This window comes from Variovorax sp. WDL1 (genome assembly GCF_001541225.1).
Lineage (GTDB): Bacteria > Pseudomonadota > Gammaproteobacteria > Burkholderiales > Burkholderiaceae_C > Variovorax.
Genome location: NZ_LMTS01000351.1, coordinates 34,315 through 47,033, shown reverse-complemented (window position 1 = coordinate 47,033; position 12,719 = coordinate 34,315). Strand labels below are relative to the sequence as shown.

Genomic DNA, 12,719 nt, shown 5'->3' with positions numbered 1-12,719 from the left:
AAAGAAAGTGACTCGCCCGCCGGGGCGAATTCCCGGCCCCAGCCTCAAACAAGGCGCAACGCCGAAACAAGCAAACGTGCGCCCCCACCTCACCCCTCGCCCACAGGGGACGGGAGAAGGAACAACCCCCCAATGAGCCTCCTCAAAGTCCAAGACCTAGGCAAGTCCTTCGGCGGCGTCAAAGCCGTCGACGGCATCAGCTTCGACCTCGCCCCCGGCGAGCTGCTGGCGCTCATCGGCCCCAACGGCGCCGGCAAGTCGACCACCTTCAACATGGTCAACGGCCAGCTCAAGGCCGACCGCGGCTCGATCCTGCTCGATGGCGAGGAGCTGGTCGGCCGCAAGCCGCGCGAGATCTGGCGCATGGGGGTGGGTCGCACCTTCCAGATCGCCGAGACCTTCGCCTCGCTCACCGTGGTGGAGAACGTGCAGATGGCGCTGCTCTCGCACGATCACAAGCTGTTCTCCACCTGGCGCCGCGCCGCCGACCACAAGCGCGAGGAGGCGCTGGCCCTGCTCGACCAGGTCGGCATGAAGGCCCAGGCCGACCGGCCCTGCAGCGTGCTCGCCTACGGCGACGTCAAGCGCGTCGAGCTCGCGATCGCGATGGCCAACTCGCCCAAGCTGCTGCTGATGGACGAGCCCACCGCCGGCATGGCGCCCAAGGAGCGCAACTCATTGATGGCCCTGACCAAGCAACTGGTGATCGACCGCGGCATGGCGGTGCTCTTCACCGAGCACAGCATGGACGTGGTCTTCGCATACGCCGACCGCATGATCGTGCTGGCGCGCGGCCGGCTGATCGCGCAGGGCAAGCCGCTCGAGATACGCGACCATCCCAAGGTGCAGGAGGTGTACTTCGGCAGCGGCAAGACCTTCGAGAAGATCGCCGAGAAGGCAGCCGCGGTGAATGCCGCAGTAGGAGAAGCCGCATGAGTTCCCACGAACAATTGCTCGAAGCCAAGTCCCTGTGCGCCTGGTACGGTGCGGCGCAGATCCTCTATGACGTCGATCTCGAAGTGCGGCGCGGCGAGGTGGTGGCGCTGATGGGCCGCAACGGCGCCGGCAAGTCCACCACGCTCAAGGCGCTGATCGGCATGCTGGGCAAGCGCCGCGGCGCGGTGCGCTTCCTGGGCCACGACATCTCCAAGTGCGAGCCGCACCACGCGGCCAAGCTGGGCCTGGGCTTCGTGCCCGAGGACCGGCGCGTATTCACCGACCTCACGGTGATGGAGAACCTCGAAGTCGGCAAGCAGGCCGCGCGCCGCTGGTCCGACGGCAGCGATGCGCCGCTGTGGACGCCCGAGCGCCTGTTCAAGCTCTTCCCCAACCTCGGTGAGATGCCCAACCGCCCCGGCGGGCGCATGAGCGGCGGCGAGCAGCAGATGCTGACGGTGGCGCGCACGCTGATGGGCAACCCCTACCTCGTGCTGCTGGACGAGCCCTCCGAAGGCGTGGCGCCGGTGATCGTCGAGCAGATGGCCAACATGATCCTCGAGCTCAAGGCGCAGGGCGTGAGCATCCTGCTGTCGGAGCAGAACATGCACTTCGCCGAGCTGGTCTCGGACCGCGCCTATGTGCTGGAGAAGGGGCAGATCCGCTACCAGGCCTCGATGGCCGATCTCGCGACCAACGAGGAAGTGCGGCGGGCCTACCTCTCCGTCTGATTTTTTCCATCGACCGAGGAGCGAACACCATGCACGCCACGTACCGCAGAGCCTTTCTCCAGTCCGCCGCCGCCCTGGGCCTGGCCGGCATTTCGATGCCGCTGTTCGCGGCGGCGAAGATCAAGCCGTCCGACAAGTCGGCGCTGATCGTGGTCGACGTGCAGAATTGCTTCGTCGACGGCGGCACGCTGCCGGTGAAGGGCGGCGCGGATGTGGTGCCGGTGATCAACAAGCTCTCCACCGCCTTCGAGAACATCGTGCTCACGCAGGACTGGCACACACAGGGTCACGCGTCCTTCGCGAGCACGCATGCGGGACAGAAGCCCTTCAGCAGCATCAAGCTCGGCTATGGCAACCAGGTGCTGTGGCCCGACCACTGCGTGCAGGGCACGGAAGACGCCGCGCTGCACAAGGACCTGAAGCTGCCGAGCGCGCAGCTGATCATCCGCAAGGGCTACCACAAGGGCGTCGACAGCTACTCGGCCTTCGAGGAGGCCGACCGCAAGACGCCCACGGGCCTGGCCGGCTATCTCAAGCAGCGCGGCATCAAGACCGTGTTCGTCACCGGGCTGGCCACCGACTTCTGCGTGGCCTGGACCGCGCTCGATGCGCGCAAGGCCGGCTTCGAGGCCTACGTGATCGAGGACGCGACGCGGGCCATCGACCTCGACGGCTCGCTCGCCAAGGCCTGGAAGGAGATGCAGGCCAAGGGCGTCAAGCGCATCCAGTCCGGCGACATCGAGATCAGTGCCTGAAGGACCTGCGCGCCCGATGCCGGAACTCGCCTTCAAGGTCAACGGACGCGAGCTCGAGCTTTCCGTACCCGCGCAGGCCTCGCTGCTGCATGTCCTGCGCAACGATCTCTCGCTCAACGGCCCCAAGTACGGCTGCGGGCTCGGCCAGTGCGGGGCCTGCACGGTGTGGGTCGACGGTGTGGCGGCGCGGGCCTGCGTGATTCCGGCCCATGGCGTGGCCGGCCGCGCGGTCACCACGCTCGAAGGACTCGGCTCGCGCGACAGCTGGCATCCCGTGCAGCAGGCCTTCGAGCAGGCGCAGGCCGCGCAGTGCGGCTACTGCCTCAACGGCATGGTGATGCAGGCCGCCGCGCTGCTGGCGCGCGAGCCGCGCCCCAGCGATGCGCGCATCCGCGCCGAGCTGTCGGGCAACCTGTGCCGTTGCGGCACGCACGTGGAGATCCTGGCCGCGGTGCACGCTGCGGCGCTGCGGATGGCCGAGGACGAGACGACGTGATCCGGCGCGCCGAGCAGCCGCGCACCCGCAGCGACTTCCTCCACGCCCCGGACGTGCTGTTGGTGGTGCGCGAGACGCCGCCTCCGCCGCCCGCCGCCAATGGCCAGCCCCCTGTCGTCTTCGGCAACCCCGCCGAAGGCCCCGAGATCCTGCTCGCGCTGTGGAGCGACGGCAGCGCGACCGCGCTCAACGGCCACGTGGACCTGGGCACCGGCATCCGCACCGCGCTGGCGCAGGTGGTGGCCGAGGAGCTCGACTTGCCGCTGACGCAGGTGCACATGGTGCTGGGCGACACGGCGCGCGCGCCCAACCAGGGCGCGACCATCGCCAGCGCCTCGCTGCAGATCCACGCCGCGCCGCTGCGGCTGGCCGCGGCACAGGCGCGCGCCTGGCTGCTGGAGCAGGCCTCCGAGCGCTTCGGCGTGCAGCCTTCGCTGCTCGAAGTGCGCGAGGGCCGCATCCATGCCGGCGAGGATCCCGCCTTCAGCGTGCCCTTCGGCGAGCTGGTCACCGGCACGCGCACGGTGCTGCAGCTGGACGGTGCGGCCCGGCTCAAGGACCCGAGGGACTATCGCCTCGTCGGCACCGCGGTGCCGCGCGTCGACATTCCGGCCAAGCTGGCGGGCGAGACGGTGTTCGTGCACGACATGCGCGTGCCCGGCATGCTGCACGGCCGGGTCGTGCGGCCGCCCTATGCGGGCGCGGACCATGGCGACTTCATCGGCAATACGCTGGAGTCGGTGGACGAATCTTCCATCGCCCACATCCCGGGCCTCCGCGCGGTGGTGGTGATCCGCGACTTCGTCGGCATCGTGGCCGAGCGCGAGGAGCATGCGGAGCAGGCGCTGCGCGAGCTGCGCGTGCGCTGGAAGCCGTGGCCGGGACTGCCCGCCCTCGATGACCTCGAAGGCGCGATCCGCGCCAACCCGGCGACGCAGCGCCTGCTGGTCGACGAGGGCCGGGTGGACGAAGCACTCGCGAACGCGGCCCAGCCGATGCCGCGCACCTATGTCTGGCCCTACCAGATGCATGCCTCCATCGGCCCCTCCTGCGCGCTTGCCGACTGGCAGCCCGAGGGCGAGCCGGGCGTGCAGCTGCGCGTCTGGGCCGGTTCGCAGAACCCGCATGTGCTGCGGGCCGATCTTGCCAAGCTCATGGGCGTGGAGGATGTGGCCGTCGACGTGGTGCGCATGGAGGCTGCCGGCTGCTACGGCCGCAACGGCGCCGACGACGTGGCGGCCGACGCGGCCCTGCTCGCGCGCGCGGCCGGCGCGCCGGTGCGCGTGCAGCTCACGCGCGAGCAGGAGCATGCGTGGGAACCCAAGGGCGCGGCGCAGCTGATGCAGGTCAACGGCGGTCTGGATGCCGAGGGTGGGGTCGCGGCCTATGACTTCGAGACCTCCTATCCCTCCAACGGCGCACCGACGCTGGCACTGCTGCTGACGCGCACCGTCGAGCCGGTCGCGCAGGCCTTCGAGATGGGCGACCGCACCGCGCGCCCGCCCTATGCCTACGAGAACCTGCGGGTCAAGGTCAATGACATGGCGCCCATCGTGCGCGCGTCGTGGCTGCGCGGCGTCTCTGCGCTGCCCAGCTCCTTCGCGCACGAGTCCTACGTCGACGAGCTGGCCACCGCGGCCGGCGTGGACCCGGTGGCCTTCCGCCTGCGCCACCTGCGCGATCCGCGCGCGGCCGAGCTGGTGCGCGAGACCGCGCAGAAGGCCGGCTGGCGCATGCGCACCGGGCCGCAGGAGAACGTCGATGGCGGACTCGGACCGGGCGGTGACGTGCTCTTCGGCCAGGGCTTCGCCTATGCGCGCTACGTACACAGCAAGTGGCCCGGCTTCGGCGCGGCCTGGTCGGCCTGGGTCGCGGACGTCGAGGTCCACAAGACCACCGGCGAGGTGCATGTGCGCCGCGTGGTCGTGGGGCACGACGCGGGGCTGATGGTGAACCCCGCCGGGGTCGAGCACCAGATCCACGGCAACGTGATCCAGACCACCAGCCGTGCATTGAAGGAGCGCGTGCAGTTCGCGCCGGCGGCCGAACCGTCCGGCGGCGAGACGCTGCCGGGCGTGCTGCCGGCGGGGGTGGTTGCGAGCCGCGAGTGGGGCGGCTACCCGATCCTCAGCTTCCGCGAGGTGCCGGTGATCGAGGTCGTGCACATGCAGCGCCCGGGCGAGCCACCGCTGGGCGCGGGGGAATCGTCCTCGGTGCCGGGCACGGCAGCCATTGCGAATGCGATCTTCGATGCGACGGGGGTGCGGTTCAGGGCGCCGCCGTTCACGCCGGAAGTGGTGCGCGCCGCGCTGAATCCGCTGGCTTCCCCCGAGAGAAGGAAGGCGGGGGAATTGCTCTATCCCCAACCGGGGGAGGGCGGAGGTGGGGGCACGCAGCGTGTCGATGGCGAGGCCCCCGCGCCCCCATCCCAACCTTCCCGCAAAGGGGGAAGGAGCAGGACCGATGCGCCGCGGCCGAAGGCGCGCGGCCTATGGGCCACAGCCACCGCTGTCGTCATCGGCGGCCTTGGCCTCATGGCCGGCCTGCTCGGCTGGCGATCCGCCATTGCTCCCGTGACCCTCAGCGCCCCCGTCTACAGCCAGGCCACCATCGACCGCGGCCGCACCCTCGCCGCCCTCGGCGACTGCGCCGTCTGCCACACCGCCCCCGGTGGCGTGCCCAACGCCGGGGGGCGCGCGATGGAGACGCCCTTCGGCACCCTCTACACCACCAACCTCACGCCCGACCCCGACACCGGACTGGGCCGCTGGTCCTTCAGCGCCTTCCAGCGCGCCATGCGCGAAGGCATCTCGCGCGACGGCCACCACCTCTACCCGGCCTTTCCCTACACCGCCTTTGCCAAGACCAGCGACGACGACCTGCAGGCCCTGTACGCCTATTTCATGTCGCTGCCCGCGGTGCAAGCGCCCACGCCGGAGCCCGAGCTGAAGTTCCCCTTCAGCCTCCGGCCGCTGATGGCCGGCTGGAATGCGCTCTTCCACGATCCCGCACCCCTGCAGCCGGTGGCGCAGCAGAGTGCGGAATGGAACCGAGGCGCCTACCTCGTCAACGGCCTGGGCCATTGCGGTGCCTGCCACACGCCGCGCAATGCGCTGGGCGCGGAGCAGGGCGGCAGCGCCTACCTGTCGGGCGCCATGGTCGAAGGCTGGGAAGCGCCGGCGCTCACCGGTGCGGCCTCGAAGTCCGCCGTGCCCTGGAATGCCGAGTCCCTCTACCGCTACCTGCGCAACGGCCACAGCCCGCAGCACGGCACGGCCGGCGGCCCCATGGCCGAGGTGGTGCGCGAACTGGCCGCGGTGCCCGATGCCGACATCCGCGCGATGGCGAGCTACCTCGCGTCCTTCAATGCCGAGGCCAGCGAGGCCGAGGCCCGTGCGCAGGCGCAGCGCGCCGTCGCCGCCGCCGCAGCGCGCCAGGGCCAATTGCTCGGCCCTGCCCAGCGCCTGTTCGATGGCGCCTGCGCCGCCTGCCATCACGACGGCAACGGTCCCACGCTGCTCGGCGCCAACGTGCCGCTCGCGCTCAACAGCAACCTGACGAGCGCGCGCCCCGACAACTTGCTGCGCACCATCCTCGACGGCGTGCGCGAGCCCGCCACGCGCGAGATCGGCTTCATGCCCGCCTTCCGCGATGCGCTCAGCGATGCGCAGGTCGCCGAGCTGGCCGGCTACATGCGCGCACGCTTCGCGCCGCAGGAGCCGGCGTGGAAGGACCTTGCGTCGGAGGTGGCGCGCGTTCGAAGGGGCGAATGAACACGTACCGACCGGACGCAAGAGACGCAAAGAAACGGCAAGGGCGCAGGAAAGACAGACAGAATGTTCTTGCGGCTGGACGCCCTTGCATCCTCTGCGAAACCTTCGCGTCCCCTGCGCCCGGTCCCGACTTCTTGGAGACAGCATGCCCCAGACCCCTCTTTCGCCCGCCACCAGCCTCCCCCGCGATGCCGAACGTGCCACTCTGATCGGCCGCCTCTGGCAGCCCGATGCCGGGCCCACGCCGGTGGCGGTACATGACGGCGGCCTGCACGACCTCACGCGCCTGGCGCCCACCGCCAGCCAACTCCTCGAGCTCGACGACCCCGTGGGCCTGGTGCGCCAGGCCCTGCGCGACAACGACGCACCGCGCATCGCGGCGCTCGACGCGGCGCTCGCCAACAGCGACGAGGCCCGGCGCGACCCGGAACTGCCGTGGCTGCTCGCCCCCTGCGACCTGCAAGCAGTGAAGGCCAGCGGCGTGACCTTCGTCGCCAGCCTCCTGGAGCGCGTGATCGAGGAGCAGGCGCGCGGCGATGCATCCCGGGCCGAGGCCATCCGTGCTGCGCTAGGCGGCGTACTGGGCGACAACCTCGCGGGCATCGTGCCCGGCTCGCCGCAGGCCGCGCAGGTCAAGGAGGTGCTGATCGCGCAGGGCGCCTGGTCGCAGTACCTCGAGGTCGGCATCGGTCCCGACGCAGAGATCTTCACAAAGGCGCCGGTGCTGTCGGCCGTGGGCACCGGGGCGGATGTCGGCATCCATTCGGGCTCGGTCTGGAACAACCCCGAGCCCGAGGTGGTGCTGGCGGTCGACAGCCGCGGGCGCACCCTGGGCGCGGCGCTCGGCAACGACGTCAACCTGCGCGACTTCGAAGGCCGCAGCGCGCTGCTGCTGGGCAAGGCCAAGGACAACAACGCGTCCTGCGCGATCGGCCCCTTCATCCGCCTGTTCGACACGCACTTCGGCATCGACGACGTGCGCCGCATCACCGTGGCGCTGCGCGTGGCCGGGCCGGAGGGCTTCGTCCTCGAGGGATCGAGTTCGCTGGCGCAGATCAGCCGCGACCCGCTGGACCTGGTGTCGCAGGCCATCGGGCCGCACCACGCCTATCCGGACGGGCTGATGCTCTTCCTCGGCACCATGTTCGCGCCCACGCAGGACCGCCATGGCCCGGGGCAGGGCTTCACCCACGTGGTGGGCGACCGCGTCACCATCTCGGCGCCTGAACTCGGCGCGCTGGACAACCGCGTGGTGCACTCCGACCAGGCGGCGCGTTGGAGCTTCGGCATCGGTGCGCTGATGCGCAACCTGGCAGGGCGCGGACTTCTCTAGCACCGGAAAGCAACAGGGTCGAGCCTGCCTGCCTGCCGTCAAGCGCATGGGGTCGGAGCTGGTGGCGGATGAGGACGCCCGCCCGCAACCGCTGGAACCGGAGATGCCCTCGGGTTACCAAGGCTGCGAAACTCTCTCCAATCCTTCCGATGATATTCAACTCAACCATCCCGCTGAGCACGACGCCCGGTTCTTCCATGTCGCTGCCCCTGTCGCCCCGCGATTCCTCCGTGCCCATTGCCGATGGGAGCAGCACGCGGGGCGGGACCTCGAACCGAGCGAACCGGAGGCAAGGGGAGAAGATAAGAAATGCTGGCAATCAGGGTCATTCGCGCACGCTGAGAAGGCTGAGCCCGAAGGAAATCTCGACCCGGGCACAGCAGAGCTTGAACCAGGTATACGACCCGAAGACCGACCAGTCGATCGACCCTGGGGAAGAGCGGGCCAAGCCGCAAACGGCCGAGCCGGCGCCGTCGCTCGCCACGGTGACCGTGAACACGCTGGCAGAGTGGGTGCAGCTTGGCTCCATCGTGCAGAACCTGAAGGGCTTCCTCACCCGGTTCCCCTGGCCGCAGGGCTCGGCAGCCATGTATTACGAAGACACCTTCAACGCCGAGCCCGGCGACACGTTCAAGACGGATGCGCCGCGCGGCTCCCCGCGGTACCTCATCGAGTTGGCGCAGCATCTGGGATTCGAGGTCATCCTGAACGATGCCGCCAAGGCGAAGGACACCCTGGACGGCGTGGTCGTGCTGATCCCCGACTGCTGGCACACCGATGAGGCCTTGCAGCGCAAGTATGGACGGCTCGTGCACGACACCCTGCGCGCGAGTGACTCCATCTATGCGGAGCACACGGGCTATTGCAAACGCGCGGACGAGGGTGGGCCCACGCTCATCACTTCGGGCACCTGCAAGTTCATCGACCATGCCGTCCCTAAAGAGATCAGGAAGATGGCAACCGACCTGATGCAGCGCCTCGTTCCCATCCTGAATTCGGTTCACCTCAATCCTCCCGCGGGCAAGACCTTTGCTCTGCTCGATCTCGCGGAGTACACGCAGAGCAAGATGCCGTTTTTGAAGAAGAACCTGGACGACGAGAACTGGGAGCTGCTCACGCAGTGGGCGGTGGACTGGAACACGTACGAAGCCGCGATCGACGCCTCGACGCCGGTGCGCGACCCCGTCATGCTGCAGTCCATCCGGGACGATTTCGACCGCGAGGGAACCGCGTTCGTCCTGATCGGCAACGCTCATTGGAACGGAGTGGGGCGCCCGCTGATCGAGACCCAGCCCGTGATCGAAATCCGCGGCTGCCCTCCTGAGCAATGACCGTGGCGCCGAACAACCAAAACTTGCAGTTCGGATGGCCTGCGCACGTGCCGGAGCCGGCCGCAAGCCACGAGCGGCTGGGCACACTGATGATGGAACTGGTCGAGATCCTCGACGCCGACGGTGTCCTCGCGCTGCATGAGAGTGACGGCATCCCGGTCGCGGAACTGGAGCTTGGCGAAGAGCTGTTCTACTTCGTTCCCGCGCGCGGGAACGGCGAGTTGACGCTGTACTGCGAAGTGGCGCAGCTGCCGCCGGACGCGCCTGCCGCGCAACTGCGGCGGGCGCTCGAATGGAACATGGCGCTCGCGTCTTCGGGCCTGGGCAGCCTCGGCATCGATGCCGGATCGGGTCGATTGTCCCTCGTGGTCCGCATCGCCCTCTCGGCGACCGCGCAAGAGCTGTTCCAGGCGCTGCGGCACATGTCGTGGCACGTGCGCCAATGGCGATCCGAGCTGTCGGTCGCCGATCCACACGAGAGTGAAGCCTCCGCCTGACTCGGAGTGCAACAAGACCGAGCAGTCGGTTTTCTGGCGCCGGCCAGAACGGCGGAAAGCGGGTTTGTCCGGAGCCCCGCGGACTTCGCGCGGCGCGTTCGCCACCGGACAATGCCCGCATGTCCGCCCCCTGGCGCGTTCCCGCCGTTCCCCACCAGTACACGCTCGACCTGCGCGCGGTCTCGCTGCTGCTGGAAGCGCCACGCGAGGCCGAGCCGACGCGCGCCATGCTGCACTTCCTCAATGCGCTGTTGCCGGTGGACTACATCAGCCTCGTCTCGCACATGGACGATCCGCCGGCGCTGCTCGAAGGCCATGCCTTCGGCCCTGGGCTGCGCAATGTCACCGGCCAGTGCTTCGACAAGTACCGCCGCCACTTCTACGTCTTCGACGACGCGATCCGCATCGCCGGCCGCATGCGCGCCGAGGCCGGCGAGAACGCCGAAGTGATGGCACTGCGCTTCCGGGCCGGCGAGATTCCCGACTCGGGCTGGCGCCACCGCATCTACGAGCGCGAGCACCTGTCGGACCGGCTCACGCTGCTGTTCACGCCGGCGCCGCGCACCGCCTTCTCCTTCAATCTCTACCGCAGCGAGGCCAGGGGCCCCTTCGCGGCACAGGAGATCGAGCGGGTGCTGGCGGTCGCGCCACTCCTGCGCCAGGTGCACCGCAATGCCGTCGGCACCGGCGCAGCCGCACGGCAGATGGCCACGCGCATCGCGCTGGCGCGGGCCCGGCTCGACGCTCGCGCCGCCGCGCTCAGCCCGCGCGAGCTCGACGTCTGCGCGCGCATCGCCTGCAGCATGACGGCCGACGGCATCGCGGCCGACCTCGACGTCGCTGCCTCCACCGTGCTCACGCTGCGCAAGCGCGCCTATGTCAAGCTCGGCATCCACGATCGTGCCGAGCTGATCCGCCTGGCTGCCTGAGCTTCGGCACCTGTCCCCTGCGCAGGGGACGCGGGCGCGCGGCCGTGCGCGCCACCATCGGCTCACAACACAACCACCGATGGAGACAAGCGCATGTTCCTGCGCAACTGCTGGTATGTCGTCGCCTGGGATCACGAGATTCCGGCCGACGGCCTCTTCAACCGCACCGTGATCGGCGAGCCGCTGCTCTTGTTCCGGCGCGCCGACGGCGACATCGTCGCGCTCGAGGATCGCTGCTGCCACCGCCTGGCGCCGCTGTCCAAGGGCCGCAAGGAAGGCGATTGCGTGCGCTGCGGCTACCACGGCCTCAAGTTCGACGCCGAGGGCACCTGCATCGAGGTGCCAGGTCTGGACAGCGTGCCGCCGAAGGCGCGCGTGCGCAGCTATCCGGTGGCGCTGCGCCATGCCTGGGTCTTCGTCTGGATGGGCGATCCGGCCCTGGCCGACCCGGCGCTTCTGCCCGACAACTTTTCCTGCGACGACCCGGGCTGGCGCAACGTTCCCGGCTACCTGCACTACGACACGCCCTACCTGCTGATCTGCGACAACCTCCTGGACTTCTCGCACCTGAGCTATGTGCACGAGAAGACGCTGGGCGGTACCACGGCAATCGCGCAGGCACGGCCTGTCATCGAGAAGATCCCGCGCGGCCTGCGGGTCACCCGCAAGGTCCACGACGTGCCGCCGCCCGCCTACTGGGCGCGGGCGCGCGATTTCGGCGGCGGCCACGTGGACCGCTGGTTCATCTACGACTTCGTGCTGCCCGGCACGCTGCTGATGCATTCGGGCGGCCGTCCCGCCGGCGATGCCGAGGGCGACATGCGACGCGCGGTCGAGCTGCACAGCTGCCAGGCGCTCACGCCCGAGACCGAGACCAGCACCCACTACTTCTTCCAGCAGTCGCACCGCGCCGAACTGGGCGGCGAATGGCTGACCCGGATGATCCACGACGGCCTGATCGTCGCCTTCAACGAGGACCGCGACATGATCACCGCGCAGGCTCGCAACATCGAGCGCGGCCCCGAGGCCCCGATGCTGCCGCTCGCGATGGACGCGGCCCTCCTGCAATTCCGCCGCCTGCTGGCGCAGGCGGTCGAGGCCGAGCGCGCCTGAGCGCCGCCGTTTCGTCCCTTCATCCACCACCGGAGACCCACCATGTTCAGGACCTGGATGGCGGCCTGCTGCCTGGCCGCCCTGCCGCTCTGCGCGCCCGCGCAGTCCCCCACACCCTCACCACTTCCCGCCAAGCCCGTGCGGCTGGTGGTGCCCTATGCGGCCGGCGGCGCCACCGATTTCGTTGCGCGCCTGGTCGGCGAGCGCCTGGCCAAGCGCCTGGGGCAGCCCGTGGTGGTGGACAACAGGCCCGGTGCCGCCGGCGCGCTCGGCGCCGCCGAAGTGGCGCGCGCGCCGGCCGACGGCAGCGTGCTGCTGCTGACCATCACCGATTCGCAAATCAACAATGCGGCGCTCTTCAAGACGCTGCCCTACGACCCGCAGAAGGACTTCGCCTTCGTCACCCAGATCGTGCGCAGCCGCGCGCTGATCTCCGCCAACGCCGACCTGCCGGCGAAGAGCATCGACGAACTGCGCCGCCTCGCCGCGCGGCAGCCCGCGAGCCTGAGCTACGCCTCCTGGGGCGTCGGCGGGCTCGGGCACCTGGCCGGCGAATCGCTCAATCGCGAGCTCAAGGCGGGCATGGTGCATGTGCCTCAGAAAGGCGAGGGGCCGGTGGTGACCGACCTGTTGTCGAAGACCGTGAGCATCGGCCTGTCGTCGGTGGCGAGCGCCAGGCAGCATGTTCAGGCGGGCAAGCTGGTGCCGCTGGCGGTACTGGGGCGCGAGCGCTCGACAGCCCTGCCGCAGGTGCCGACGCTGCGCGAGCTCGGCTTCACCGATCCGCTCTACGACACCAACGTGTGGCTCGGCGTGCTGGCGCCG

Annotated in this window: 11 protein-coding genes; all 11 read left to right on the top strand. The window is 69.6% G+C overall.

The genetic code is table 11. From position 1 onward, the window contains the following. Window positions 1-132: 132 nt before the first annotated feature. A complete protein-coding gene (locus tag APY03_RS39895; RefSeq protein WP_068686439.1) occupies window positions 133-936 on the top strand; it encodes an ABC transporter ATP-binding protein in 804 nt (267 codons plus the stop codon). Continuing rightward, window positions 933-1,667, top strand: a complete 735-nt coding sequence (locus APY03_RS39890) for an ABC transporter ATP-binding protein (RefSeq protein ID WP_068686438.1) — start codon at window positions 933-935, stop codon at window positions 1,665-1,667. The genes APY03_RS39895 and APY03_RS39890 overlap by 4 nt, the downstream gene beginning before the upstream one ends. Window positions 1,668-1,696: 29 nt before the next feature. After that, window positions 1,697-2,422 (top strand): bifunctional nicotinamidase/pyrazinamidase, encoded by a 726-nt coding sequence (gene pncA / locus APY03_RS39885; RefSeq protein ID WP_068686436.1) that lies wholly within the window; start codon window positions 1,697-1,699, stop codon window positions 2,420-2,422. Window positions 2,423-2,438: 16 nt separating this feature from the next. Then, a complete protein-coding gene (locus tag APY03_RS39880; protein ID WP_068686434.1) occupies window positions 2,439-2,918 on the top strand; it encodes a (2Fe-2S)-binding protein in 480 nt (159 codons plus the stop codon). Continuing rightward, window positions 2,915-6,691 (top strand): molybdopterin cofactor-binding domain-containing protein, encoded by a 3,777-nt coding sequence (locus tag APY03_RS39875; protein WP_068686432.1) that lies wholly within the window; start codon window positions 2,915-2,917, stop codon window positions 6,689-6,691. Before APY03_RS39880 ends, APY03_RS39875 begins: the two co-directional genes overlap by 4 nt. Window positions 6,692-6,836: 145 nt before the next feature. Then, window positions 6,837-8,024: a fumarylacetoacetate hydrolase family protein gene (locus APY03_RS39870; RefSeq protein ID WP_068686430.1), complete on the top strand. Its 1,188-nt coding sequence runs from the start codon at window positions 6,837-6,839 to the stop codon at window positions 8,022-8,024. Between the two features lie 197 nt (window positions 8,025-8,221). Continuing rightward, window positions 8,222-9,355, top strand: coding sequence for a hypothetical protein (locus APY03_RS39865; RefSeq protein ID WP_146039274.1), 1,134 nt, complete (start codon window positions 8,222-8,224; stop codon window positions 9,353-9,355). Between the two features lie 2 nt (window positions 9,356-9,357). After that, entirely contained in the window at window positions 9,358-9,852 is a 495-nt protein-coding gene (locus APY03_RS39860; RefSeq protein ID WP_162487148.1) for a CesT family type III secretion system chaperone, read from the top strand. Window positions 9,853-9,971: 119 nt separating this feature from the next. Next, window positions 9,972-10,781: a helix-turn-helix transcriptional regulator gene (locus APY03_RS39855; protein ID WP_068686424.1), complete on the top strand. Its 810-nt coding sequence runs from the start codon at window positions 9,972-9,974 to the stop codon at window positions 10,779-10,781. Between the two features lie 93 nt (window positions 10,782-10,874). Then, a complete protein-coding gene (locus APY03_RS39850) occupies window positions 10,875-11,894 on the top strand; it encodes an aromatic ring-hydroxylating dioxygenase subunit alpha (protein ID WP_068686422.1) in 1,020 nt (339 codons plus the stop codon). Window positions 11,895-11,936: 42 nt separating this feature from the next. After that, window positions 11,937-12,719, top strand: a 783-nt coding sequence (locus APY03_RS39845) for a Bug family tripartite tricarboxylate transporter substrate binding protein (RefSeq protein WP_232324584.1), incomplete at its 3' end; no start/stop codon positions are given.

What these genes read in the sequence shown, in the direction of transcription:
- APY03_RS39850 (WP_068686422.1), top strand. Translation starts at nt 10,875, where the DNA reads ATGTTCCTGCGCAACTGCTGGTATGTCGTCGCCTGGGATCACGAGATT.
- APY03_RS39895 (WP_068686439.1), top strand. Translation starts at nt 133, where the DNA reads ATGAGCCTCCTCAAAGTCCAAGACCTAGGCAAGTCCTTCGGCGGCGTC.
- APY03_RS39890 (WP_068686438.1), top strand. Translation starts at nt 933, where the DNA reads ATGAGTTCCCACGAACAATTGCTCGAAGCCAAGTCCCTGTGCGCCTGG.
- APY03_RS39880 (WP_068686434.1), top strand. Translation starts at nt 2,439, where the DNA reads ATGCCGGAACTCGCCTTCAAGGTCAACGGACGCGAGCTCGAGCTTTCC.
- APY03_RS39855 (WP_068686424.1), top strand. Translation starts at nt 9,972, where the DNA reads ATGTCCGCCCCCTGGCGCGTTCCCGCCGTTCCCCACCAGTACACGCTC.
- pncA (WP_068686436.1), top strand. Translation starts at nt 1,697, where the DNA reads ATGCACGCCACGTACCGCAGAGCCTTTCTCCAGTCCGCCGCCGCCCTG.
- APY03_RS39870 (WP_068686430.1), top strand. Translation starts at nt 6,837, where the DNA reads ATGCCCCAGACCCCTCTTTCGCCCGCCACCAGCCTCCCCCGCGATGCC.
- APY03_RS39865 (WP_146039274.1), top strand. Translation starts at nt 8,222, where the DNA reads ATGTCGCTGCCCCTGTCGCCCCGCGATTCCTCCGTGCCCATTGCCGAT.